This window comes from Bacillus sp. 37MA, from assembly GCF_000372765.1.
GTDB lineage: Bacteria > Bacillota > Bacilli > Bacillales > Domibacillaceae > Domibacillus > Domibacillus aminovorans.
Map to the genome: position 1 here is coordinate 3,063,434 of NZ_KB889752.1, position 21,583 is coordinate 3,085,016.

Genomic DNA, 21,583 nt, shown 5'->3' on the forward strand with positions numbered 1-21,583 from the left:
ATGCTTAGTCCCTGCCCCATTTTCGGAACAGAGATGCAGATCTATATTTAGGCTAATTGTAAAAGCCGCTTGTATCCATGACCTGTATAGACGAAAAAATAGAAGTTTGCTACGCTTATGTATAGTATAGTTAGACTGTCTAGAAAGTAGGGATTGGATGATTGTATATACGTATACAGCACTTATCATTTTATACATTTTGTCTGTTTTTATCGATGTAACTGCTCTTAATTATGCAGTTGGTGTGATCGCGGTCATTGCGGCCATTCTCGCTTCCACACGTTCAAAAGGACTTTATTTTTACTCAGGATTAATATTTTTATTGATTGGTACTGGATTATTTCTGTTTCAAGAGATACCGTGGTATTCATTTTTCTTGTATTTTGATTCCATGCTGGGCGTTATGTCTCTGTTCCTCGTCCTGCCTTTTTTAAATTCGATTATTCGTGTCGGGCATTATGATACGAATTTGAATTTGCTGCTCCGCCGTAACACGAATTGGCTTGATCAGCTTTATAAACGTAGCTTTCTCGTCTCGCATGTACTCGGACTGTTTTTAAATATTGCTATGATACCGCTATTGAAAAGTTCGCTTCATCATACATTAAAGCAGCTGCCTAAGGAGAAAGCTCATGCCTTTTTATCACAAAGTTTATTGCGCAGCTATGCGTTATGCCTGTCCTGGAGTCCGATGGAAGTATTAGTCAGCGCATCGCTTGACATGACCGGCAAAGCGTATTACGAAGTTCTTTTGCCTTTGGTTATGATCGTATTCCTTTTTGCGATGATTGATTACACTCTTTCTTTTTATAAATACCGTCCATTCGGATTACATATCGCGGACGCTCTTCAACCATCGTCTGCAAAAGTACGCAGAAAAATACTCGAAATGGTTTTCATGCTTTTTATTTTTATTTTATTAACATCATTGTTCCAACATTATTTTCAAAAAGGGTACTTACTATCTGTCGTTATCGTCATCATTCCTGTTTCGATTATATGGGCACTCTTAATTAAAAAGCAAAAGCGCTATTTCAGCGTGACAATTCCGTATTGGAAAGAACGGTCGAACGGATTATCGAATTATTTTTTTATGTTTTTAAGCGCCGGATTGTTCGTAAATATGCTGTCTGCATCCGGAGCATTATCGTTTTTACAGACGGCTTTCAGCAGCGTATCAGACCGGATATTGATTTTTTATTTTATGATTGGATTGTATTTTTTCGTAGCCTCATTAATCGGTTTCCATCCACTCGTATCGATTACTTTACTTGGAGAATTACTGCGGCCTATCTTGCCTGCTGTCTCATCCATTCCATTAACGATTGTATTAATCACATGCAGCTTAGCTACCGTTATGTATAGTCCATTTAACTTATCAGTCTCGATCTTATCGGACCTGCTGCGGATCAATCCAATTAAAATTATGCGCTGGAATCTCCCATTTGCGCTTATGTACATCATCAGCAGTATTTTGATCGCATACGGCATCGGATTATTTTTGTGAAATTCGGAATAATATTTACGGAGTGTGCTTGCTGTACTATACTTAAATGTAATTCATTTAGAGGAAAGAGTGTTTACATTGAACAATGTGCGCATGTCTGTCAGACAAAAAAGCATCGTGCTGATCGGTTTCATGGGGGTTGGCAAAACGACGATCGGCGAGCTCGTTGCGAAAAAGTTATATCGCAGCTTCATCGATGTCGATCAAGAAATTGAAAAAGATTTCGGTATGACGATTCCAGAAATTTTTGAGCAGCATGGTGAAGCGTTCTTTCGCGACTACGAAAAGAAAAAAACGTGTGCTCTCGCTGAACAAAAATTAAAAATTGTTTCGATCGGCGGCGGCGCCTTTTTGCAGCCTGAAATTCGTGAATCCTGTTTAAGAAACTGCATCGTGTTTTATTTGGACGTATCATGGGACGAATGGAAGAAACGCCTTAATATTTTAATCGATAGCCGGCCTGTTTTACAAAGCCGGAACATCGAGGAAATTGAAGAGTTATTTTATAAGCGGCAAGATGCCTATTCCATCAACCATTCAAAGTTGACGGTTAACCAGCGATCTGCAGAAGAAGTAGCTGACTTCATCGTCGATTCATTGAAGTACACATGGGATATGTACGAACCTATGAACGATTAAAATCGACTTCTTTATGCGGACGGTGGAATGTTCGATGCTCCATCATACGTTTCCAAATAAAACCGTTAAAATAAGAAAATCCCGCCATTATAGTCATAGCGGGATTTTCTTATTTTATTTATACAGTTTTCTCTTTCACATATCCTTCTTTCGCTGCCCCCATGCCAACTATAAATAGACAGATGGATGCCCCGATGAGTAGTAAAATTGGCAACGTCCAGCCATTCATGAAATCGTGCATAGCACCGAATAATGCGGGTCCCATTGCTGCGAATAAATAGCCGGCAGACTGTGCCATTCCTGACAGATCCGCTGCTTCAAATGAATTCCTTGTACGCAGACTGAAAAACATCATCACCAAGCTAAAAGCAAATCCGCCTCCAGTGCCAATCATGATGACCCATAAAAGAACGAACTCTGTCAAGCCCAATAAAATACCGCTTAAGCCGACAATCAGTAACAAAGAGGTTATCACTACAAGCGGACGCTGATTGCTCATCTTGTCCGCAATAATGGGCACGATAAACGTGACTGGCAGCTGTGCAAACTGAATCATTGACAGCATCCATCCTGAAGCGCCAGCGCTCATTCCCTGTTCTTGCAAAATTTCCGGGAGCCAGGCGACGAGCGAATAAAACAAAAGTGACTGAATGCCCATAAACGCAGTAACTTTCCATGCAAGTGATGAAGTTAGAAGCGATGCTTTTTCATATGTACTTTTTTCTGTTTTGATCGGATGACGAATGTGCGTCATCTGCGATAGCCAGACGATAATCGCAATGCCCGCTGGAATAAGCCAAAAACCAACTGCTGCCCGCCAGCCAAAATCACTCGATATAGCAATCGGAATGCTGAAACCAGAAGCGAGTGCGCCTGTCAAGTTCATCGACATTGCATAAAACCCTGTCACTAAACCAATTTGATGTGCAAAGTTCCTTTTTACGAATGCTGGCATCAGCACATTACAAAGTGCAATCGCAATGCCGATAAGCAAAGTGCCAGTAAATAGTGTTGTCACACCGCCAATCGGCCGGAGCGCCAGTCCTGCAGTTAAAATAAGCAGTGCGCCGAATAAAACAACTTCCATGCCGAATTTGCGGGCCATTTTTGATGCAAACGGTGATAAGACCGCAAATGCAAGCAATGGAACTGTCGTCAATGCGCCGGCTGTCGTGCTCGAAATACCGAGATTGTCGCGGATCATCGCTGTAAGCGGTCCGACCGATGTAATTGGTGAACGCATATTCAATGCAAGTAAAATAATACTGAATAGCAAAAACAGCTTCCCTGCTTTTGACCGCTCTCTTTCCCCTTTTATCAATGCCTGCATACTCATCTATTTTCCTCCGAATTGGCCATTTTCTTCAAGCAATCAATATCCTCGCTGACAATGGCTGCCGCTTTTGCTGGCTGCCGCTCCATAATTGCCTGGACAAGCGCTTCATGGGCGCCCGGATCGGCTTCCGTATGTAAATTCATACCGGTTAAATCATGTACAGACGCACGAAGAGACTCTGCCAGACTCGTATATAAATCGATTAAAATTCCGTTATGCGATGCCGCAATGATTGCATGATGAAGCGCAATATCTGCTTCCGCAAACGAGTATAAATCCGATGCTTCTTTGCACGCCTTAAGACATATTTGAATATGCGCTGCTTCGTCTTCCGTATGCCGTTCCGCCGCAAGCCACGCTGCTTCACGCTCAATTGCATGGCGGACTTCCAGCGTTTCAAGAAGCGTTGACGTTTCCAGACGTTTCTGAAAGGAAACACCGAGGACCGTTTTAGCTCTCACATATGTCCCGCTGCCTTGCTTTGTCTGCAAAAGCCCCGCGTAAACGTGTGCCCGAATTGCTTCGCGGAGCGTATTACGGCTTACACCGAACTGCTCCATTAGCTCCATTTCTGGCGGGATGCGCGTACCGACGGGCCATGTTTTCGATTCGATCAATGCCTCGATTTGAAGCGCTATCTGTTCGACAAGCGACGATCGTTTTGCTTTTATTACGTCCATTATGGATTCCCCTTTTAAAATTGTAGGATGATTGGTTAATATGATTTTATCACGTATCGTTGAAAAGATAAATGGCGGAATACCTTTTTGGTTATGGTTAATCCCCCCTGAAACAATAAAAAATCCCGCCATTAAATAGCGGGACACCTTTAATGAAAGCTTATTCTTTTTTTGGCAACATGAACAATAAACGTGCCGATGAATGCTACCGATAAAATGATAAAAAATAGTTTATGACTCATTTCAATATGGAACACACTGAGCATCATTTTCGCTGCGATAATACCGATCAATACGTATGCAGTCGTTTCAAGCTCGGGTATTTTATCAATTAATTTAATAAACACACCAGCTACTGTCCGCATCATGAGGACACCAAGCATGCCGCCGAGTAGCAAAATCCAGATTTTCTGGCTGACGCCGAACGCCGCGAGTACACTGTCCACTGAAAAGGCGATATCCATCAATTCAACCGCTGCAACTGTTCCCCAGAATGGACCGAAAAGCCGAATTAAAAACCCTGCTTTATTCATTTCTTTCGGCTCATTGCCCGCTCCTGATGATCGAAAATGATTGAATGAAAGCCACGCTAAATAAAGCGCACCGAATACTTTTACCCACCAGAGCTGAATGAGAATTACGCCGAGTCCAATGGCAATGAACCGGAATGTGTAAGCACCGAGCAGACCATAAAACAACGCTTTTTTCCGCTTGTCTTCTGGCAAATGACGAACCATTACCGCCAGCACAAGCGCATTGTCCGCTGAAAGCAAACCTTCAAGAACAATCAGCGTCCCGATCAGCCCCCAACTCACTGGATCTATCAGCACCTGCACCCACATATCCCAGTCAAAAAATGAAGCATACGTATGAATGATGCTATTGATTGCATCCACCATTAAAGCCTTCTTTCACTTATTTTCCACTTAAAAATGTCACACAAACTCCTTCAGGAACGTTTACTTCTGAATTGGCAGGCGTTAATCGGCCTGTTTCTGCATTTCGTTTAAACAGCACGACATTGTGTGTTTTTTCATGCGCCACTGCGAGAAATTGTTCCGTTGGGTCAAGGTCAAAGTCACGTGGCCAGTCGCCTTTCGTCGAAACAATTTCTACCAATGTCACATCACGGCCGTCATTGATCACTTCAAATACCGCAATGCTGTTATGACCTCGGTTGCCTACGTAAAGGAACCTGCCATCCTTGGAAATACGAATAGCACTGCCCTGACTGTTTTCGGTGAAATTAGCCGGAATCGTTTTGTGAGAAGCGAGCCATTCAAACGTTCCATCATTTCTATTAAACGCCAAAACAAGCACTTCATTGCTGAGTTCCGTCATCACATAGGCCACTTTTCCTGATGGATGAAAAACAAGATGGCGTGGACCTGCTCCTGGTTCTGTATTGAACACTGCTTTTTTCAGCAAATCTTCACCAGCAATTTCGTACGTAATCACTTCATCTGTCCCGAGATCGATCGCTACCACGAATCGCTCATCTGGTGTTGATGCGAAAAAGTGCGTGTGTGCTTTTTCTTGACGATCTATGTTCGGGCCTGTCCCAGTGTGCGTTGCCACATCAAGCAAATCAATCAGTTTTCCTGATTCTGCATCAATGCTGTACATTTCCGCAGTTCCTGTATGATATTGTGCTGTAAATGCACGCGTGCCGCTTTTGTTGACGGTTACATGGCAAGGCACTCCTTCGCTTTCAAGTACATCATTCAACTTTTCAAGCTGTCCATCTACCACTTTAAATGAAGCAAGACCACCGCCTTTGCCACCTTTTTCAACCGCATATAAAAACTGTTCATTATCGCTAATCGTCACGTATGTCGAGTTGTTTACTTCTGCTGCAACGGCCGCAGAGATCAGCTCGCCTTTATCTGTATCAAGCTGAATAGAGTAAACGCCTTTCCCATCTTCTTTCGTATATGTCCCGACAAATCCAGTATATATCGTCATCCTAGTGCCTCCCGTATTATCTATAATCATCTCTATCATTATATACGACAATCAGTAAGAGACATAGCAAAAAGAAAAAGCACGCCTTTCTATTTATTAGAATATTCCCCATTTTCAATAAGACGCTTCCAGAGAAGAAGCCGTCACATAGTCGTGACGGCTTTTTCATATTAAACTCCAGCTATTTCGTTTTCCAATCCTTCATTTCGCTTTTTCTGTGTAGTTAACGCTTATACGGTAATTTTTCCCGCTAATTGTACTTCTTTTTGTTTGACGAGCGGGATGACTTTTTCTCCGAATGCTTGTAGGTCTTCATCATAGTGTAAGAATCCTGTTAAAACGATGTCGACACCGATTTTTTTCAATTCGATAATGCGATCAGCGACTTGCTCGGCAGTTCCAATTAAGCCTGTTTTGAAGCCATCATTGTATTGAACCAAGTTTTCAAATGAGGAGTTTGCCCACATTCCTTTTCCTTCAGGTGAAGATGCGCCTGCAGCTTTGACTGAACTTTTAAAGCCTTCAACAGCTTCTTTGTTTGCGTTAGCCACGATGTCCCGCAGCACTTGTTTCGCTTCTTCTTCTGTATCGCGAACGATGACAAAACCATTGACACCAAATTGAATGTCTTCACCACCATTTTCTTTTCGTAATGCTTTTACTTCTTCAATTTGCTCTTTAATATTTTCCAGCGTATTACCGTTCATGAAATATACATCTGATACGCGTCCAGCCATTTCTTTTGCCGCTCTTGAGTTTCCACCTTGAAAGATTTTTGGCGAATTAATTGGTTTCGGTTTGAGCTGTGCTTCATTGAGACGATAGAAGTCCCCTTTAAATGTTGTTGCTTCTTTTGTCCATAATTCACGAAGGACTTCAATAAATTCTTCAGAACGGCGATAGCGTTCATCATGGTCAAGCCAAGGTTCACCGTAGCCATTAAATTCTCCTTTAAACCAACCACTCACAATGTTTATCGAAGCACGCCCGTTACTAATTTGATCAATTGTTGAAATAATTTTGGCGACCACACCAGGATGCCATAAACCAGGTAGCACGGCAGTGATGATATTTAATTTCTTTGTCGTAGCAGCAAGAGCAGAAGCAAGTGAAGCAGCTTCTAATTGATTTTCCGCGCCGTAGCTTGCAAAAAAACGTGTCTGTAACAGCACATAATCAAAGCCGATTTTCTCCGCAATTTGTGCATAGCGTTTATTATCTTCAAATGACCAGCCGGTTTTTTGTGGTAGGTCTGTGATCACTAGACCTCCACTTACGTTTGGAGCCCAAAAGGCAAATTGTAAACTCACGAACGTTCCTCCCCTTTATTAATATAAAAAAGAGGCCCATGTCGGTTTCCTCAGATAAGGAAATGACAAGAGCCTCTGGTTGACCAGTTAGCTAGTTATTGTGAATCTTATGAATGTTATTTTAATTTATATTAAACACATTTGTCAAGTTGGTTTTAAAAGCTATTCATAAATTTCAGATCAAATATTAGTCCATTTAAAAGTAAACCTCTTTCAGTGGAAGTTCAGTACCGTTCACAACGTAGTTACCAATGGCACTTGCTTTATACACTACTGGATTATGAGAAGCAATGGTGCGAATATTACGCCAGTGGCGATCAAGATTTGCTGACTGTTTCGTCGCCGATGCCCCACCTACTTCAAAAAGTAGTGTGGAAGCCTGCAAAGCAAGATTGTCCACGATAACCTTAGTCTGAGCGGATCGAAGCGAAGCATCATGACTCAGAGAATAATCAATTACCCCATCGACCGCTGAATTCACTGCAATATCCAATGCATCAGCAGCGGCAAGTACAATCGCTTCGGCAGCGAATGAACTGCTTGAAAGTTGCCCAATAATTTGCTGTAGCTGAGGATCAGCTGATGGCGTTTCAGCAGCGGCAAAACTAAATGTTCGGGAGCGCCGATGAACCAAATCTGATGCATCTGTCACTACATTACGCAATATGCCCGCTATAACCGCATGCAGATAGAGCTGTAAATGTGAATTAAATGGCGTCTGATCCTCATTGATTACAGTCACTTCATCACTATTGACGAAAACATTGTTTAATCGGGTCGTACCACTTCCAGTCAATCTTTGTCCGATGCCTTCCCAATCATCTTCAATTATGACACCTTCACGATCAGTTGGAATGAGCGCGGATACGGTTGCTCCATCTGGAGTTGACGCCATTACAAGTACTGAATCAGCATACAAAGTTCCGGTACTAAAGTATTTCGTGCCATTCAATCGGTACCCCTCACCTTCCGGCGATAAAGTTGTTTCAAAAGAGAAGTTTCCGACATTATTCGATGAAAGCTCAGTAAATGCATTTCCAATAATAGCTCCTTCCGCCACTCTTTTTAACTGTATATTACGTAATTCACTAGCAGGACTAAGAAGTAAGATCTCCACCTGATAATAATGAAAACGAAGGATGTGTGCGACATCTGGATCAACCTCAGCTAAACGTATGACGAAATGGAAAAGTTCACGAATACTAACCCCTCCACCGCCTAATTCAACGGGTAAGCGGAGAGCACCAAGTCCGGATTGCTGAATTAAATCGATCGCATAATAAGGTCGGGTTTCATTGCCAGCATTCCTGCGTTTCTCAGCATCTCGTGCAATGGCAGCAATCAATTGATCTAATTCATCAGATCCCACTTTTACTGGCTCAGTAAACGTCAGCGGGGGAAAATGAGCTTTGTTAACCTTGGAATTTAATTGTTTTTGATTAGACATTTTGTAAAACACTCCTTCAATTTTTTTATAGAATCATAAGTTTAGTTTTATTTCCCTTCACCCCAAAGTTCTAACGGTAAATCCACTAAAATCCTTCCAATTTGTTCACGTGCGATGTTATTAGATGGAGCCATTGGAATTCCTGCTCGTGCATCCCGATACAGTCTTTCAAATATCCCTTCTCTGTACCCGTAACCACCTGCTACATCCATCGCAATTCGTGCAGCATAGTCTGCTGCTTCTGAAGTTTGAACTTTAAATTCTATGACTTCAGCTGCTAATTGAACGATTGATTTTCCTTCAGCTAGCAACTCATCATAATGTCTTGCTAAATCAAGCTGCCAAGCTTTTAATCCTGTGATTTGGATTTTAACTTCTGCTAGTTTTTGTCGAATCACTTGATGATCAGCCAGACTTTTGTTGAAACCTTTATTCACTGTTTTAGTAACGTGCTCAACAGCTGCTGCTAGAGCACCTTGTGCCACACCAAGCCAAGCAGACGCAAGACCAAGTAAATAAATAGGATTTACACCTTCATCCATGACTTCTTTTCCTAATCCTTCATGTCCTAATAGATCACGACGACTCACTTTTACGTTACTATAAGTAATTGGGCCACTATGATTTCCTCTTACCCCCAATGCTTTCCATGGTTTTGCCGTAATACCTTTATCATGGCCATCAATGATAAAATAGCTAATCTCACTAGGATCGTCCGTATCTGGAGTTCTCGTTTGTAAAATATAAAAATCGGCTTGTCCTCCACTTGTGGTAAACGATTTTTCGGCATTAATAATATAATCTCGTCCATCGCGCTCCGCTTGGCTCAAGTTAAACCACACATGACCTCCTGTGGCTTTTTCACTTATAGAAAAGGTTCCTACAGCTCCATCTCGTACAGGCAATAACCACCGTTCCTTTTGATCATCATTTCCATATAGTGCAATAACTTGCGCTGCACCAACATGCATCGCATATACTAAAGCCGTTGACGCATCAACCTTCCCAATTTCTTCTGCAACAATCGAAAAGCCTAAATATCCTAAATTGAGTCCATCCCATTTTTCATCAAATGTGACCGAATTCCAGCCTTCCTTCGCCAAAGCTTCTAAATTCTCTCTTGGAAACTTTCCTTCACGATCAATAATTTCTGCATTTGGTTTAATAACGTTCTCAATAATAGGCCTCACTTGCTGTCTAATTTCCTCAATATATGCTCTTGAATATGGATTTTTTGTTACTGTAGCTTTACTCATTTCCTGCACCGTCCTTTTTTATAATGATCAACCTAAAATAACGTATGATAAATTGTCTTCATATACACTTTTTACTCGATCATTTTGTTATGAGTTCGTGAACTTGAATTTACATTTGTCATATCTTTTTCTCCTTTGGTTAATCTAAAAAATAAGAAGACTCTCCATTCAAGAGAAAATTTACCTTGAATTGAGAGCCTCCAGTAATCTAGTCGGTCTGTTTAATTTTTCTTAAATTTTGGTTTTATATAAAAGGATCAATTTGATCATTTGCCTGTCTCTATGCAGCCTTTAAATCATATACACTTCCTCTTCTTGAATTTGCAGAAACTCACGTAATTTAACCACGAGCCCTCCATTTCCGAAACGAAGAAATTTACGATCTTCTTCTTTCATTCCTGACGCTTTTGCATATTCAAGAAACGCCAGCAAATATATACGCCGGGATAATATATTCACGATCCCATATTCATAAAACCAGTCATCAATTGTATGAAAGACGCCTTTATTCAATCCGTACTGTTCACGGCACCAGTCGTAAAAGCGCACATTGGGCAAATTAAGATACTCGCTGTGCTTGATGTTTGCTGCCTTTTTCGGCACTGATATGATGAAAGGCTTCGTTTGCATATTGCACATCCTCCTTAATTTGATACATTAAAAATTCAAATGAAGGAAATTTTCGTTCCTCTCTTATTTTAAATACGAATTCGCAGTCAATCACTTCTCCGTACAAGTCTCCTGTGTATTCAAGCAAGTGAACTTCGATCATCCGTTTAAACTGAGAGTCAAATGTCGGCTTTACGCCAATATTCATGACTCCCTCATGAGTCTGTCCATTCACGCGGACATATACACCGTACACGCCATTTTCAAGATCACCGGGCGATTGATCAAGATTTGCAGTCGGGAATCCAAGCTTTCTGCCCGCTTTCATGCCATGAACCACTTCGCCTCTAATCACTTGCTTGTTATCAAGAAACTGAATATTCTGTCCATTTGTCATCTTTTATCCCCCTGTTCATCTTTAAAATAAAAGAGGCTCCCCACACAAAGTGAGTCACGCTTTGTGTGGGGAGCCTCTAGTTGTCCAGTCGGCTTTTATATTTATAAGCCTATTATATGTCGATTAATCCTATTAGTCAAGTTGGTTTTAATTTTTTTAAAACTATCTTATCAATTATGAATGAATCATTTCTTTTGGTTTTTTTAAGAGACATGCTTTTCATTTTCTTCTTTATTTAGGTTTTGCTCGTTTGCATACAGCGGGCTCAATAGTTGAAAAGATCGGATCCTCTCATTCTCTTGGTGAATCGGTACATGTAAAATGAATTCATCCACTTGATACGTTTTATGAAGATGCGTTAATACGTCCTTTACAAATAAAGGTGTGCCAGCAATAATATTGGCTTTACGCTCTTCGATTTTGTATGATTCACCAGCTTGCTTTCCGTAGTTTTCCGCTTGCTCTACTGATTGAACCGTTACTGTACGCCTACTTTGCAAATGCACTTTTACTATTTTTTGATCCCCTGCCAGCTGTTCTGCTTCTTGCTGAGACGGGGCAGCGACTACGGCGACAGAGACAACGAAACGTCCATTCGGATAAATATTCCGATAAACGCGTGCCGCTTTTTCAAGCACGGTAATGTCACTATCGATAAATCGAGCAAACACATAATTCCAGCCAAGTTTCGCGGCCATCTCCGCACTGCCTGCACTTGCACCAAGAAGAAATTTTTCTGGTTTCTCCGGCGGTTCTGGCGTTGCTTGAATACCCGCAAGCGGATGGCTTTCATCGACTGAATTTTCAATTAATTTATCGAGGAAAGCGAGCCGGCTTTCAAAATCCGTCCCATCATTCATCGTGCCAAATTGCAGTGCTTTCGTTGACAATGGCAGGCCGCCTGGCGCTTTCCCAATGCCGAGATCGACACGGCCAGGCGCCAGTGTAGATAACACATGAAAGTTCTCTACTACTTTATACGGGCTATAATGCTGTAGCATGACCCCTCCCGAACCGATTCTGATTGAGTTCGTTCGGGCGAACAAGTACGAGATCAATACTTCTGGTGACGACCCAGCCAGCTTTTCCGTATGATGATGTTCCGATACCCAAAAACGGCTATACCCCCATTCTTCTGCTTTTTGAGCAAGATTAATAGTTTTTTGCAGTGCGTCAAAAGCGGAAGCGCTTGGATAGATCGGACTTTGATCCAACAAACCTAACTTGTAAACCATATGCACTCTCCTTCATATTTAATTCCGATTTTACAGGTTTGAATAATTAACTTTATGTTGTTGAGTGTTATCCTATCACCTATAACATTCAAAAGGCAATGCTTCTGCTGATAGAAAGATTTATTCTATTCATTCAAAAAATCTATCAATGCGCTTGAGGTACCGGTTTAACTGTATTTTCTTTGAATTGCTCAATCGACGACAGGACATCCTGCCAAAGAAAAGGGGGCTCGGTTCCGTAATATGCCGCATAAATGGATTGCTTTAGTTTGAGTAAGTGTGAAACATCCACTTCCGCAAGGGTTCCCTGCTCCAGTTCGCTTTTAATGCATAAATAAGGCAAGAATCCAATACCGCTGCCACTTTGAATAAGTGATTTTGCTACCTCCAGGTGATCAACTTGAAATTCAATACGCGGTTCTATATTGGCCACTTCAAAGGTTTTGTGCACCCGATTCCAGTCAAACGAGCCGCATTCAAAAAATACAATTGGTTCCACCGCTAGCAGCTGTGCTGTCAGTTTTGGATGAAATTGAAATGGATGTCCCGATCGAACAACTAATCGAACTGAATTATCAAGCACTTCTTGGTTTTGAAGAGCATCATGAGAAAGCTCCTTCATAAAAGCAATGTCTAGTTGCTTTTGCAGCAACTTATCCATCAATACCTCATTGGATGCCGATATAAATTTAAAGCGCAGATCAGGATGCGCTTTTTTCCATAACGGAAGTGCGAATGGAATAAAATATTGGGACGTAACAAGATTCGCTCCAATAACAAACTCTTCTTGATTCGTCCTTTTCTTCATCTGCTTTTTCCCTTGCTGGAATGTCCGAATAATCTGCTCCGCGAATGGAATGAACGCTTTTCCCTTCTCCGTCAATGTAATCCCTCTGCCTTGCCGTTCAAACAGTTCTGTATCGAGTTCACGTTCCAGCGTTTTAATGCGTGCTGTCACAGTCGGTTGTGAAAGAAACAAAGCATCGGCCGCTTTATGAAAACTCTTAAAATGGACAACATACGTAAACGCTTCAATATGATCAAGATTCACGTTTCTCACCCTCTTTTTCAAAAAGTAAAATCAAAAAGCTCTTGAATGCAAGAGCACTCAAGAGCTTTTGGGAGACCAATCAGCTTCAATTTACCATGTTCACACTATTATATTCATATTATTCCGATAAATAAAGTACATTTTTAAAAAGACGGATTGTACTATTAAAACAACACGTAGAAAATAAAAATGCTCATGACAGCTTCGTGTAATATGTAAGTTCCTACACAAACATTTACGGAAGGCTATCCTGAGCTATCAACATTTTACCGCATTTTGAACGCACACGGATCGAAACACTCGATAAAGTGAAACTCCATCCGTGGGGGGTTTAGGCCCACAGAACGTGACGGTCTTAGTCTGCGATCGCTATTCCCCCACGGATGGTTATTCGATTCGGACGATCCCACCTACCGTGTCAAGCGAACTCCCCTAAAATATGTCACCGAAAGGCGTCTACCTGTCCGACACAGTACGTTATCCGCCGAAAGAACTGTCTGATCAATTTCACTCATAAATTATTTGGTTTTCCTCAACATTATGTAAAAAGCGCTGCAAATGTGTCTGAAGGATGCTTGCTTCTTTTAACTTTTTCGTTTCTGCTAAAAATGATGGTTCATCTCCCTTATCAAGGGCTTTATCAATTTGATAGTTCAGATAAATTATTCGTAACTCTAAATCAAACAGAGACATCATTCGTCCTTCAACGAAGTATTTGTCCAAATCTTCAAGTGCTATATAAAATTGTCTATGATGATTAATAATGATCATAAAATACCATCCATAATCCATCATGTTTTTACGTTCATTTGTTATTTCAATAACATCTGCTTTATTAAGAACAATATAATCTGCATGTTCTCCGTCTGGACAAAAGCAGTCGATTTGATGACCAAATGATTTAGCCACAATGAAATGTCGATGCATTCTCTTCTCCCCTTTTTTAAGTTTTATAAAGACATAAGAAACGTTAAAAATTAGTGTAAATAATGTAAAGATAAGCTTTCATCATCGTAATCTCTGAAAAGGTATATGCTTTACCTTCTAGAAATATGATGATCTCAATTTTTTAAGGAAGCTGACCAAATGATTACTTACAAAAAAGAACAATAAAAAAAGAATAAAGATTAATTAATTCTTCATTTGCTTCCACAAAGTCTTTCTTTTAGACTCTTCTTGCCCTTTAATTGAAAATGATTATCATTATCTAATATAATTTTAAATGATAACTATTCTCAATGTCAAGAGAGATAATCCCTGTTTATCAAAATAGCTAAAAAATTTCCTTCCACCTCTCAAGTATAGAAGATAGAAGTAAAATTTTAATAATGGATGATATTTTAAATTATTTCTAAAAATAAAGTATATTTTAAAAAATAAAAAAACTGCTCTCAATTCGAGACAGTTTCAAGAATAAAAGGCCATACCAATCAGCCCGGCCATGACAATAACATACGCTGGATGCGCGTTTCTTTTAATCAATGAAAACAACGAGACGGCAAAAATAGCGAGCAAGCTAAATGTATGTAGCGAAATGCTATTCATTAATCCGTTGGAAAGAGCAAATTTAACGGCAGCAAACACGATTAATCCGATCACGATCGGGCGCAATCCGTAAAACGCAGACTGAACAATGCGGTTATGATTTAATTTATAAAAAAAGAGGGCGACGAGTAAGACGAGCAGAAGCGACGGCAGCACCATTGCAAGTGCTGAAACAACCGCACCGGCAATGCCCGCCATTTGGTAGCCTATAAAAACCGCTGTGTTTGTTGCAATGGGGCCGGGTGACATACCGGCAATTGCAATAATATCAGTGAACTTTTGTGTGCTCATCCATCCATATTTCACGACTTCTGCTTCGATAACGGGAATAATGGCATAACCTCCGCCAAACGAGACAAGTCCGGTAATAAAAAAAGTCTTAAACAGCAGCCATAACATTAAATATCCGCTCCCATAAAATAGTCTGTGTTTTGTTTGTGGTCGTCGACTTTCGTTTCAATGCCAAGCTTGTCTTTTAAACTAATTAATAAAATACCTGCAACAGCACCTAGAGCAATCATCATGACGGGATGAACGTGTAAAAATAGAAGCAATATAACAGATAATGCGGCAACAACAAATGTCGTTTTATCGACGACAGCGCCTTTTCTCATTTTATAGGCAGCAAAAACGATCAACGCGACAACAGCTGGGCGGATGCCTTCAAAAGCCGCTTCAACTTTCGGATGATCTTGAAAATATAAATAGAAAATACTTAAACAAACAACGATTGCAGATGTTGGAATCATGACGCCAATCGTCGCCGCAATGGCACCTGCGACACCGGCAATCCGGTAGCCGATAAACGTGGCCGAATTGATCGCAATGGCACCAGGAATGGAGCCGGCGAGCGCAAATAAATCCGTCACTTCTTCCTGCTTAAGCCACTCTTTTTTCTCGACTGCTTCCCGCTCAATAACCGGGATCATCGCATATCCACCGCCGAATGTGATCGGTGCGATTTTAAAAAAAGTCAGGAAAATATCGAAAAGAAACGCCCATTTTTTTTTCATAAAACCACCTCATTCTTGTCAATCCTCTTATTATTTTAGCACCTCTTTCTTTTAAATTCCTGATTTTCTTTGCTATAAAAGGGAAAAGGAAAAGAGTATCGGCATACAATACAATTATAAAGGGAAACTTCCATCCGTAAGGGCTTTACCATTTATTAATCCATGTAAAAAAAACTGTCTACTTTTTTACTTTTTATGTATAAAAATCTAATAAAATATCTATTTATTTTATATAAATTATATTATTTTATTATTTTTAAAATTTAAATTGACTTTTTGTAAAAATGAATTTACGATTTAAATAGTCAATCAGAATTGTTACTTACTTCTCTAATTTGGAAAGGAATGCTACTAATGGCAAACAACATCTATGGTAATACCCCTTGTTTTCTCGGAGCGAAAAATATATCTAAAGATAAAAATATGAACGATGTGGATGCAATCATCTACGGTGTGCCGTGGGAAGGTGCTGTTACATGGGGTGATTATACTGGCTGTGAGTTAGGGCCTAAAGTAATGCGTCTCTGTTCTGCACGTTACAGCGGTTATTTACCTGAACTTGATCATATCGATGTGCTTGAACATGTGAAGCTTGGTGACGCTGGTGATGTCGATGTTGTACCGGCAGATATTGATGAAACGATGCGCCGCATTGAAGAATTTGCTGGAAAATTGTTTGAAAGCGGTAAATTTATCATCGGTCTCGGCGGCGATCATGGTGTGACATTCCCAATTGCAAAATCATTAACGAACCAAGGTAAAAAAGTCGGCATCATTCATTTGGATGCGCATTATGATAACCTTCCTTCTCATAACGGCGATCAATATGCGCGTTGTAGTCCGTTTGCAAGACTCTATGAACTAGATGCAGTACCTAATGGCAACATCATTCACACAGGCATTCATGGTCCAAGAAACACTCCAGAAAGTGGACGTAATGCAAAAGAAGCCGGTGCAGTGACGATTACAATCAATGATATCCGTGCTCAAAAAGATTTAAAAGCTTATGCAAAAGAAATTTACCAAATGGCGAGCAAAGAAGTAGATTGCGTGTACTTAAGCATTTGTAGTGACGTGCTTGATTTCGCTTTTAATCCGGGCGGTCCAGTTGATGGAAATGGCCTAACGTCACATGAGCTTTTAACGCTCGTTCATGAAATTTGCAAACTTGGTGTTGCTGGCATGGACTTCGTGGAAATTTATCCACAGCAAGATCCAACTCAATTATCAGCTCACTTTGCTACAACTGTTATTCTATATGCTTTAGCCGGTGAAATTTTGAATAAAAGTCAAAAAAGTAATTAATTAAAGAAAAGCACAGGTGCATGGCGATGGAACTTCACCATTTAGACGTCGAAAATGAATTAACTCTTTTTTTGGATCAAAAGATTGCTTATTACAAAGAATATTTGTCTGGTGAATGTGCAAATTATATACCTGAATTGAAGGTAGTAAATCCAGATTATTTAGCTTTTTCGCTTATGCTTCCCAATGGAAAAGTTCATTTAAACGGGGACTATCAGGTCCCCTTTACATTGCAGAGCATCTCCAAAGTCATTACGTTCATAGCGGCCTGTTTGTATAATGGAACATCCGCTGTTCTCGAGTGGGTAGATGTAGAACCGACTGGTGATCCCTTCAATTCTCTGCTGCGCTTTGAGCTAAATGAGAATAAGAAACCATTCAATCCAATGATTAATGCTGGCGCACTCACAGTAGCCTCTTTGCTTCCCGGCCTTATTCCGATGGACAAAATTCAAGGAGTTACACGCCTTCTTTCTTCTTTATTAGACAAAGATGTCACAATTAATAAAAAAGTCTTTGAATCCGAGTGGGAAACAGCATATCGAAACCGGGCGCTAGCTAATTTCCTTATGGAAAATAATCTGCTTGCTTCTAGCGTAGACGATACACTGTTTACTTACATCAATCTTTGTTCCATTGAAATAACGGTAGAGGATTTAGCTAAAATTGGCCTCATTTTGTCTTTGGACGGATTCGATCCTGTCCGCAGAATCCAGTTAATTCCTGCACCTATCACCAGATTAACGAAAGTATTAATGTTTACGTGCGGAATGTATAACTCTTCCGGAAAATTTGCCGCTTTTGTTGGGATTCCTGTCAAAAGCGGAGTTTCCGGTGGTATACTTGGAGTTGTTCCTCCATCCTTGCGCAGTCACCCGCTGCTTTCAGATGGCTGCGGAATTGGTCTCTATGGCCCCGCCATCGATGCACACGGAAATAGTGTAAAAGGAGCACGGCTGCTTGAAGATTTTCTCCAATCGTATGATGTAAAAATATTCTAAATTAACTTGGTGATGTTATGAGCATACTAAACGAAGAAAACACAAAGATATTGCATGGTTACATTCCTGTTGCTGATATGATTGTGGCAACATTCGGCAGCAACTGTGAAGTCGTCATCCATGATGTAAGAAACGTTCAATCCTCACTTATCTATATTAAAGGAGCCGTTACAGGTAGAGAAATTGGCGCGCCTACAACCGAAGTTATCCTAAAAGAACTTCGGCGTTACGGTGATAACGTTAAAGACATGCTTGGATTTACAGCGCGAACACGCGATGGAAAATTTTTAAAAACATCTATTTCCTTTATTAGAAACCCTGAGGGAAAAGTAATCGGCTTTTTAGGGATTAACTTTGATGTGACCGCTTTCGCCATGGTCAATCAAATTATCAGCGAATTTTCCGTTACACATGATCTCGATCAGATTGATCGAACCTTGAATGAATCGTACGCGAAGAATATCGAGGAAGTATTTGAAAATTTAATTGAAAATACCCTTATCGATATTCATGTACCGATCGATAAGATGTCCAGAGAAGATAAAATCTACTTTGTAAATCAACTCGATGAAAAAGGCGCGTTCCTTATTCAAGGATCTGTTGATCGAATTACGGAAGTACTGGGCGTTTCCAAACAAACGATATACAACTATTTAGAAGAATCTAGAACAGAGACGTGACCATTGCGCCTCTGTTCTTCATAACGCGTTGAATTTTCACAATTTTTTTATATTATTTAAAGGGGTTAGACATCTTGGCAAATCAATCAAACATAGATAGAGAGAATGCTTCTACATCAAAATCATTTAAAGACAAGATGAAAATTATTGGGCCTGGCGCCATTATTACCGCTTCATTTATCGGTCCAGGCACGGTAACAACTGCGACCCGGGCTGGTGCCTCTTATGGCTTCGCGCTTTTATGGGCCGTTATTTTTTCCATCATTGCAACAATCATATTGCAAGAAATGTCAGCACGTCTCGGGATCATTACACAACAAAGTCTTGGCGATGCCGTTCGAGAACAATTCACCAAGCCGATCTTAAAATTCGGATCGATGTGGTTCGTTATCATTGCCATTATGGTTGGTTGTTCTGCTTACATAGCCGGTGATTTAATCGGTACGTCACTTGGCCTTACAACGTTAACCGGTATTCCGGAACATGTTCTCGGTCCAATCGTCGGTGTTATTATTTTATTACTCGGTTTAAGCGGCAGTTATCAATTGATCGAAAAAGTTATGATTGTACTCGTCGTTATTATGAGTATTACGTTCATTACCACAATGGTTGTAGCACAACCCGATCTTGGTGAAATGTTTAAAGGAGCATTCGTTCCAGCTATTCCTGATGGATCCATTCTTACCATTATCGCGCTTATTGGAACGACTGTTGTACCGTATAACTTATTCATCCACTCCTCAACGGTACAAGGTAGATGGAATCAGCCACATCATTTAAAAGAATCACGCTGGGATATTATCATTTCAATCGGTCTGGGTGGTTTAATTACGGCAGCCATTTTAATTACATCGGCTACGTTGCTAAAGGGCGTAGAAGTAGAAAACGTTGCAGCAATGTCCATACAATTAGAACCTCTTTTAGGCAGCTGGGCTAAAGTCTTTATGAGTATTGGGCTGTTTGCAGCCGGCCTCTCTTCTGCCATCGCATCTCCACTCGGTGCAGCCATTACCATTAGCAGTGTTTTAAATTGGAAAAATGGCATGAAAGACAAACGTTATAAACTGGTTTTTGTTGCTGTCATGATCATCGGGATCGTTTCATCCGGACTCGGTCTTAAACCAATGGACGTGCTTCTTTTCGCTCAAGCTCTAAACGGCGTTTTATTACCGTTCATTGCGATCTTCCTGTTAATTGTTATGAACAACAAAAAACGGCTTGGTGATCATACAAACTCAGTAAAAGCAAACATTGCAGGCGTAATCGTTGCACTGATTTGTACTGGTCTTGGCATTTATAGCCTTGTTGATGCGATTAATGTCTTTATGGGTACATAATAATATACTAAAAAAGCGTACGGATCAATTTCCGCACGCTTTTTTATGTGGTTAGACGCAGCACCGTTTCATATAAAATCGAAGCCCCTACACCACAGTCTTCCTCTGAACTCCATTCGGACGGATTATGACTGATCCCATTTTTAGAACGCACAAATACCATACCAATCGGACAAAAATCGTTAAACTGCATTCCGTCATGACCGGCTCCGCTTGGTAAAAAAATCGGTTCAAGACTCATTGTAAGGCACGCCTCTTCCATAACGGCACGAATCTCTTTTGAACATGGAGCTGGTGCTACTCGTTGAAGCTCTTCTATTTTTATGTTCATTTCTCTATCTGCACAAAGTGACTGTGCGTAAGACGTAATTGCTTCTTCTATTTGATCGCGGTCACGTTCTTCAATGTCACGCAAATCGAGTGTAAACGTGGTCTCTCCAGGGATCACATTAACGCCGCCCGGTTTGACAGAAATTTGACCGATTGTCGCCACAGCATTCGTATACTTTTTCGTTTCTTCTTCAATAAACTGAATAATTTGAAGGGCCATCATCAGGGAATCTTTTCTCTGATTCATCGGTGTTGCACCAGCATGGCCTGCTTCCCCTTCGATTGTCCATCTCGTCCACAGAGGACCGGCAATTCCTGTTACGATACCGGCTGGCTGTCCCGCTCGTTCAAGTACTTTTCCTTGCTCAATATGCAGCTCTACATAAGCTTTGACTGTTTCTGAATACCGGGCAGCCTTGTTGATCTCGTCCGGATGTAAACCTGATTCTTGCATGGCTGCCGCAATCGTGATGCCATTCTGATCCGTTTGTTGCAGATGTTCGGGAAGAAGCGTTCCGGCAAGTGCCCGGCTGCCGATCATGCCGAAACCAAAACGGCTCCCTTCTTCATCAATAAATGCGATGACTTCAACTGGATGAACGGTTTCAACAGCCGCTTCACTCATCGCCTGTACAACTTCAATGCCAGCCAGCACGCCGAGAGGACCATCAAATATCCCTCCTTCTGGAACGGAATCAATATGTGAACCGATCAAGACCGCAGGCGCCGTATTATCTGATCCTTCCTTTCGGCCAATAACATTTCCAGCCGCATCTTCACGAACCGTCATTCCAGCCTCTTTCATATACGTCATCACAAGATCTTTCGCCTGACGTTCTTCCTTCGTAAATGAAAAGCGGGTAACACCGCCGCTTGCCTGTTTGCCAAACTGACTTAGCTCATGAAGACGGCTCCATAAACGTGCTTGATTAATCGCCAT

The 21,583-nt window shown here is 40.9% G+C and carries 21 protein-coding genes; 6 read left to right on the forward strand and 15 right to left on the reverse strand.

Annotated features, from left to right (window positions below):
- Window positions 1-157: 157 nt before the first annotated feature.
- Together A3M5_RS0116835 and A3M5_RS0116840 are read left to right on the forward strand one after the other, a co-directional pair.
- A complete protein-coding gene (locus tag A3M5_RS0116835; RefSeq protein WP_018394963.1) occupies window positions 158-1,507 on the forward strand; it encodes a hypothetical protein in 1,350 nt (449 codons plus the stop codon).
- Window positions 1,508-1,585: 78 nt separating this feature from the next.
- Window positions 1,586-2,146, forward strand: a complete 561-nt coding sequence (locus tag A3M5_RS0116840; protein WP_018394964.1) for a shikimate kinase — start codon at window positions 1,586-1,588, stop codon at window positions 2,144-2,146.
- Between the two features lie 118 nt (window positions 2,147-2,264).
- Here A3M5_RS0116840 and A3M5_RS0116845 read toward each other — a convergent pair whose 3' ends face one another.
- The 14 genes from A3M5_RS0116845 to A3M5_RS0116910 form a co-directional block, all read right to left on the reverse strand.
- The gene (locus A3M5_RS0116845; protein ID WP_018394965.1) at window positions 2,265-3,482 is read right to left on the reverse strand and encodes a CynX/NimT family MFS transporter; all 1,218 of its coding nucleotides are present in this window, start codon (window positions 3,480-3,482) and stop codon (window positions 2,265-2,267) included.
- Window positions 3,479-4,162: a FadR/GntR family transcriptional regulator gene (locus A3M5_RS0116850; RefSeq protein ID WP_026221782.1), complete on the reverse strand. Its 684-nt coding sequence runs from the start codon at window positions 4,160-4,162 to the stop codon at window positions 3,479-3,481. The genes A3M5_RS0116845 and A3M5_RS0116850 overlap by 4 nt, the downstream gene beginning before the upstream one ends.
- A gap of 149 nt (window positions 4,163-4,311) precedes the next feature.
- Window positions 4,312-5,061 carry a TerC family protein gene (locus tag A3M5_RS0116855; RefSeq protein WP_018394967.1) on the reverse strand — a complete coding sequence of 250 codons (750 nt, stop codon included), beginning with the start codon at window positions 5,059-5,061 and terminating at the stop codon, window positions 4,312-4,314.
- A gap of 16 nt (window positions 5,062-5,077) precedes the next feature.
- Entirely contained in the window at window positions 5,078-6,127 is a 1,050-nt protein-coding gene (locus A3M5_RS0116860) for a lactonase family protein (RefSeq protein ID WP_018394968.1), read from the reverse strand.
- 230 nt (window positions 6,128-6,357) lie between these two features.
- On the reverse strand, window positions 6,358-7,437 hold the full coding sequence (gene sfnG, locus A3M5_RS0116865; protein WP_018394969.1) for a dimethylsulfone monooxygenase SfnG: 1,080 nt from the start codon (window positions 7,435-7,437) through the stop codon (window positions 6,358-6,360).
- Window positions 7,438-7,633: 196 nt separating this feature from the next.
- Window positions 7,634-8,884 (reverse strand): acyl-CoA dehydrogenase family protein, encoded by a 1,251-nt coding sequence (locus A3M5_RS0116870; RefSeq protein WP_018394970.1) that lies wholly within the window; start codon window positions 8,882-8,884, stop codon window positions 7,634-7,636.
- Between the two features lie 47 nt (window positions 8,885-8,931).
- Window positions 8,932-10,140, reverse strand: a complete 1,209-nt coding sequence (locus A3M5_RS0116875) for an acyl-CoA dehydrogenase family protein (protein WP_018394971.1) — start codon at window positions 10,138-10,140, stop codon at window positions 8,932-8,934.
- A 291-nt stretch (window positions 10,141-10,431) separates the two neighbouring features.
- Window positions 10,432-10,770 carry a hypothetical protein gene (locus A3M5_RS0116880; RefSeq protein WP_051080843.1) on the reverse strand — a complete coding sequence of 113 codons (339 nt, stop codon included), beginning with the start codon at window positions 10,768-10,770 and terminating at the stop codon, window positions 10,432-10,434.
- A complete protein-coding gene (locus A3M5_RS0116885) occupies window positions 10,700-11,146 on the reverse strand; it encodes a riboflavin kinase (RefSeq protein WP_018394973.1) in 447 nt (148 codons plus the stop codon). The genes A3M5_RS0116880 and A3M5_RS0116885 overlap by 71 nt, the downstream gene beginning before the upstream one ends.
- Before the next feature lie 203 nt (window positions 11,147-11,349).
- Complete coding sequence (locus tag A3M5_RS0116890) at window positions 11,350-12,381, reverse strand: MsnO8 family LLM class oxidoreductase (protein ID WP_018394974.1); 1,032 nt, start codon at window positions 12,379-12,381, stop codon at window positions 11,350-11,352.
- 145 nt (window positions 12,382-12,526) lie between these two features.
- On the reverse strand, window positions 12,527-13,432 hold the full coding sequence (locus A3M5_RS0116895) for a LysR family transcriptional regulator (protein WP_018394975.1): 906 nt from the start codon (window positions 13,430-13,432) through the stop codon (window positions 12,527-12,529).
- 507 nt (window positions 13,433-13,939) lie between these two features.
- Window positions 13,940-14,359, reverse strand: coding sequence for a hypothetical protein (locus A3M5_RS0116900; protein ID WP_018394976.1), 420 nt, complete (start codon window positions 14,357-14,359; stop codon window positions 13,940-13,942).
- Window positions 14,360-14,839: 480 nt separating this feature from the next.
- Complete coding sequence (locus tag A3M5_RS0116905) at window positions 14,840-15,376, reverse strand: chromate transporter (RefSeq protein ID WP_018394977.1); 537 nt, start codon at window positions 15,374-15,376, stop codon at window positions 14,840-14,842.
- A complete protein-coding gene (locus A3M5_RS0116910; protein ID WP_018394978.1) occupies window positions 15,376-15,990 on the reverse strand; it encodes a chromate transporter in 615 nt (204 codons plus the stop codon). The genes A3M5_RS0116905 and A3M5_RS0116910 overlap by 1 nt, the downstream gene beginning before the upstream one ends.
- A gap of 354 nt (window positions 15,991-16,344) precedes the next feature.
- On the opposite strand from A3M5_RS0116910, the gene A3M5_RS0116915 reads away from it, so the two are divergent.
- From A3M5_RS0116915 to A3M5_RS0116930, 4 genes are all read left to right on the forward strand, one after another.
- Entirely contained in the window at window positions 16,345-17,295 is a 951-nt protein-coding gene (locus A3M5_RS0116915) for an agmatinase family protein (RefSeq protein ID WP_018394979.1), read from the forward strand.
- A gap of 20 nt (window positions 17,296-17,315) precedes the next feature.
- Window positions 17,316-18,296, forward strand: a complete 981-nt coding sequence (glsA, locus tag A3M5_RS0116920; RefSeq protein WP_415874117.1) for a glutaminase A — start codon at window positions 17,316-17,318, stop codon at window positions 18,294-18,296.
- Window positions 18,297-18,313: 17 nt separating this feature from the next.
- Window positions 18,314-18,976 carry a helix-turn-helix transcriptional regulator gene (locus A3M5_RS0116925; protein WP_018394981.1) on the forward strand — a complete coding sequence of 221 codons (663 nt, stop codon included), beginning with the start codon at window positions 18,314-18,316 and terminating at the stop codon, window positions 18,974-18,976.
- 74 nt (window positions 18,977-19,050) lie between these two features.
- The gene (locus tag A3M5_RS0116930; RefSeq protein WP_018394982.1) at window positions 19,051-20,313 is read left to right on the forward strand and encodes an Nramp family divalent metal transporter; all 1,263 of its coding nucleotides are present in this window, start codon (window positions 19,051-19,053) and stop codon (window positions 20,311-20,313) included.
- A gap of 43 nt (window positions 20,314-20,356) precedes the next feature.
- Here the strand turns inward: A3M5_RS0116930 and A3M5_RS0116935 are convergent, their stop codons facing one another.
- Entirely contained in the window at window positions 20,357-21,583 is a 1,227-nt protein-coding gene (locus tag A3M5_RS0116935) for a Zn-dependent hydrolase (protein ID WP_018394983.1), read from the reverse strand.